Source organism: Streptomyces carpinensis, from assembly GCF_002154505.1.
Classification (GTDB): domain Bacteria; phylum Actinomycetota; class Actinomycetes; order Streptomycetales; family Streptomycetaceae; genus Streptomyces; species Streptomyces carpinensis.
Window position 1 is genome coordinate 1 of the sequence record NZ_MUBM01000382.1, and the last position, 3587, is coordinate 3587.

Genomic DNA, 3587 nt, shown 5'->3' on the forward strand with positions numbered 1-3587 from the left:
GACGGCGTAGAGGCAGGTGGCCCCGGTGACGTCCTGCTCACCCTCCGCCACGTCCTGGTCGAGGCGGGTGACCAGCTCGTCGAGATACCCGAGCAGTTCATCGGGGGCCAGGTCGAGGGCGGAGAAATTGTGCACCGCGGTGCGCAGGCGTCCCATGGTGGCGGCGGCGTGCAGGCCGTGGCCGACGACGTCACCGACCGCCAGGGCCACGCGGGTTCCGGGCAGCGGTATGACGTCGAACCAGTCGCCACCCACTCCGGCCTGGGCCGGCAGGTAGCGGTAGGCGATCTCCAGCGCGTTCTGCTCGGGCAGGGTGCGGGGGAGCAGGCTGTGCTGCAGGGCGACGGCCACGGTATGTTCGCGCGTGTAGCGGCGGGCGTTGTCGATGCACACCGCCGCGCGGGCGGCCAGCTCCTCGGTGACCGGGAGATCCTCTTGCTCGAACGGGCCGCTGCGCTCCGAGCGCCAGAAGGTGACCAGGCCCAGCGTGACGCCGCGGGCCTTGAGCGGCACGCTGATCAGCGAACGGAGTCCCAGGTCGGGCGCCAGGCGGGCAAGCTCCGGTGTCCGCGCAAGCCATCTGGGGGAAGCGGTCAGATCCCGCTCCAGCACCGCGTGCCCGCCGGTCAGGGCCATCGCCATCGGGGTGGCCGCGTCCCAGACGATGCGCTCGCCGACCGGGGCGGAGCGGGCACTCTGCGTCACGCCGTGGAGCAGACCCGCCCCGTCCTGAGGCTCGGCGCCGTGCAGCACGGGCTCCAGCAGCTCGACGGTGGCGTAGTCGGCGAAGCGGGACGTCGCGACCTCGGTGACTTCCTCCGCGGTGCGCGCCACGTCCAGAGTGGTGCCGACCCGCATGCCGGCTTCGTACAGCAGCCGCAGCCGCTGCTGGGCCCGCTCCGCCCGGCCGGCGAGCGCCCGCAACTCGGTGAAGTCGCGCAGCGTCACCGCACTGCCCGCCTCTCCTCCCCCGTAGGGAGCGATGGGCCTTACGTTGACGGCCAGCAGCCGCTCCCCCGCGAGGTGCACCTGGTCGGTGACCGGACGGTCCGCCGTCAGCAGGTCGACCATCTCCGGGTTCAGGCCCAGGTCGGTGATGGGGCGCCGCTCCGCGTCCGGGGGCAGGTCCAGCAGCCGCCGGGCCTCGTCGTTGGCCAGCATCAGCCGCCCGTCTCCGGCGGTGATCAGCACGCCTTCCCGGACCGCGTGGAGCACGGCGTCGTGGTGCTCGTACATGCGGGTCACCTCGGCCGGGCCGAGGCCGTGGGTCTGCCGGCGCAGCCGTCGGCTCACCAGTGCCGATCCGCCCGTGCCCAGGGCGAGCGCGACGGCGGCCGCCCCCAGCACCATGGTCACGTGCCGGTTCACCACCGCGTTCACATGGTGGACGGTGATCGCGACGGACACCGCACCGACGATCTTTCCGTCCGCCCCGACGACGGGCACACCGGTGTCCACGGCCGGCCCGCGGGAGGTGGTGAAGGTTCGCGTGACGGTGCGGCCCTCGACCGTTTGCTCCCGATACGGGCCGATGACGCGTTTCCCGATCAAGGAGGGGTTGGGGTGGGTGACACGGATCCCGTCGCGGTCGAAGACGACGACGAAGGCGACGCCGGTCTCCTTGCGGACCTGCTCGGCGTGCGGTTGCAGGGCCGCGGTGGGATTCCGGCCGGTCAGCGCCCGCGCCGTTCCGGGTGCGCCGGCGAACGCCCGGGCCACCGCCAGTGTGCGATCGTGGGCGTCCTGCAGGCTGTTGCGCCGGGCCTGCAGCACCAGGGCCGCGGCCGCGGCGATGACCAGGACGACCACGACCACCGCCTGCAGCACGAACACCTGCCCGGCGACGCTGCCCCCGAGCCCCCGGACGCGCAGCCGACGGGACGGTGCGCGGCCGTGACGTTCCCGGGATCCTTCATGATGGGCGAGCTTGTGGCCGGGGGCTCGGGAACCCGCGCCTCGCCGGCGGAGCGACCAAGACCATGAGACAGGCAATTGCCTCGAAAGCCCCATCATGTCTCATTTCTAGCATCGTGTGGCTGCTGAGTTGAGTTCCGGGCCGCGCGGGGAGGGTGCGCTCCGGGAGCGCGGGAAGAGGGAGCGTCAGGGAGGGCGGTTCCTTGCTGTCCGGTGTAGCCGTTGCCGGGTCCGTGAGGGCACGCATGTATGTCGCGCTGTGCGCGGGAGCGGGGTCCTGGACCTTCCGGCCCAGGACCCCGCGTGCCAGGCGGCCGTCAGGTGCCGACGAGGACGCCGTTGCCGATCACTGCGCTCGGCGTCTTCAGCGTTGCGACGTCCTCCAGCGGATTACCGGCCAGTAGTACCGCGTCGCCACGGAAGCCCTGGGCCAGCCGCCCTGCGCTGCGGCTCAGCCCGGTCAGCGTCGCTGCCGTCGTGGTCGCGGTGCGGATGGCGTCGAGGGCGGGCAGTCCGGCCTGGTGCATCTGCACCACCTCGCCGCCGATCGGATCGATCTGCCCCCCGGCGGAGTCGGTGCCCGCGGCCAGCGGGACGCCCATGTCGTGCGCCGCGCGCACGGCTTGCCGCAGTACGGGGAGGAACGCGCGCCCACGCGCGGCGAGGACGGGATCGTCGGACTCGGCCAGCCCCGCGATGGCGGTCAGGGTGGGCGTGAAGTACGTACCGCGGCGCCGCATTTCGTGCAGCGTGTCCTCGGCGACGAAGACCCCGTGCTCCAGGCTTCGGATACCCGCCAGCACTGCGTCGCGGCAGCCCTGCTCGCTGTAGCTGTGGCAGAGTACGCCGGCTCCGCGGCGCCGTGCGGCCGCCACCACCGTGGCGAGTTGCTCACGGTTGTACACCTGGCGCAGCGGGTCCTGGTCAGGCACGCCCGCACGGTCGTTGACCCGGGTCTTGACGACGTCCGCCCCCCGGTCCAGGTTCACGTCGACCACGTGGCGCAGTGCCTCGGCCGAGCGGACGCCGTCCTTGAGGCGGGCCAGGGGTGCGAGACGGGGGTCGGCCAGGATCGTGTCGCCGAGATCCGGGGTGACGAAGATGCCGGCGGCACGCATCCGCGGCGCCCGGTCCGGGGCCCACCGGGCCAGTTCGCGCACGGCGATGTCCTGGTAGAAGGTCGTGGACCCGCTGCGCACGCTGGTCGCCCCGAGACGCAGGGCCGTGCCGGCCTCGCTGAGGGAGTTGATGTGGATGTGGGCGTCGACCAGGCCGGGGAGCACCCATCGCCCGTGGGCGGCGACCGTGCTCACGCCCGCCGGCAGTGCCGCGCGGGCACGCCGGGTGGCGTCTCGGCTACCCGCGGCCCGCACGGTGCCGTCCATGATGACGACGACCGAGTCTGCGGTCACCTCTCCGGTCAGCGGGTCGAGGAGGGTGCCGCCGTCGATGACGAGAGTGCCGCCGGACGGTGCCGGGCCGGTGCCGGGTGCTTCCCCTTCCGGTGTACGGCCGGCCGCCTCGGCCGTGCCGGCGAGCAGGGATCCGCCGGCCAGTGCCATGGCGGTGGCGAGGACGCCGCGTCGGGCGACGTGTGAGGGCGGCGGCTGGTGATGGTCCAGACACATGGTGAACGCCTTTCAGATACGGGGACGGGGGGAAGTGGGGTGCGG

2 protein-coding genes are annotated in these 3587 nt (G+C 72.9%); both read right to left on the reverse strand.

Translation table 11 applies throughout. The features are described 5' to 3' along the window. Window positions 1–1833 (reverse strand): SpoIIE family protein phosphatase (locus BZY54_RS39525; protein ID WP_279634746.1); only part of this gene is annotated, 1833 nt, incomplete at its 3' end. Between the two features lie 398 nt (window positions 1834–2231). Then, on the reverse strand, window positions 2232–3542 hold the full coding sequence (locus tag BZY54_RS39530; RefSeq protein WP_086730178.1) for an amidohydrolase family protein: 1311 nt from the start codon (window positions 3540–3542) through the stop codon (window positions 2232–2234). Window positions 3543–3587 lie beyond the last annotated feature (45 nt).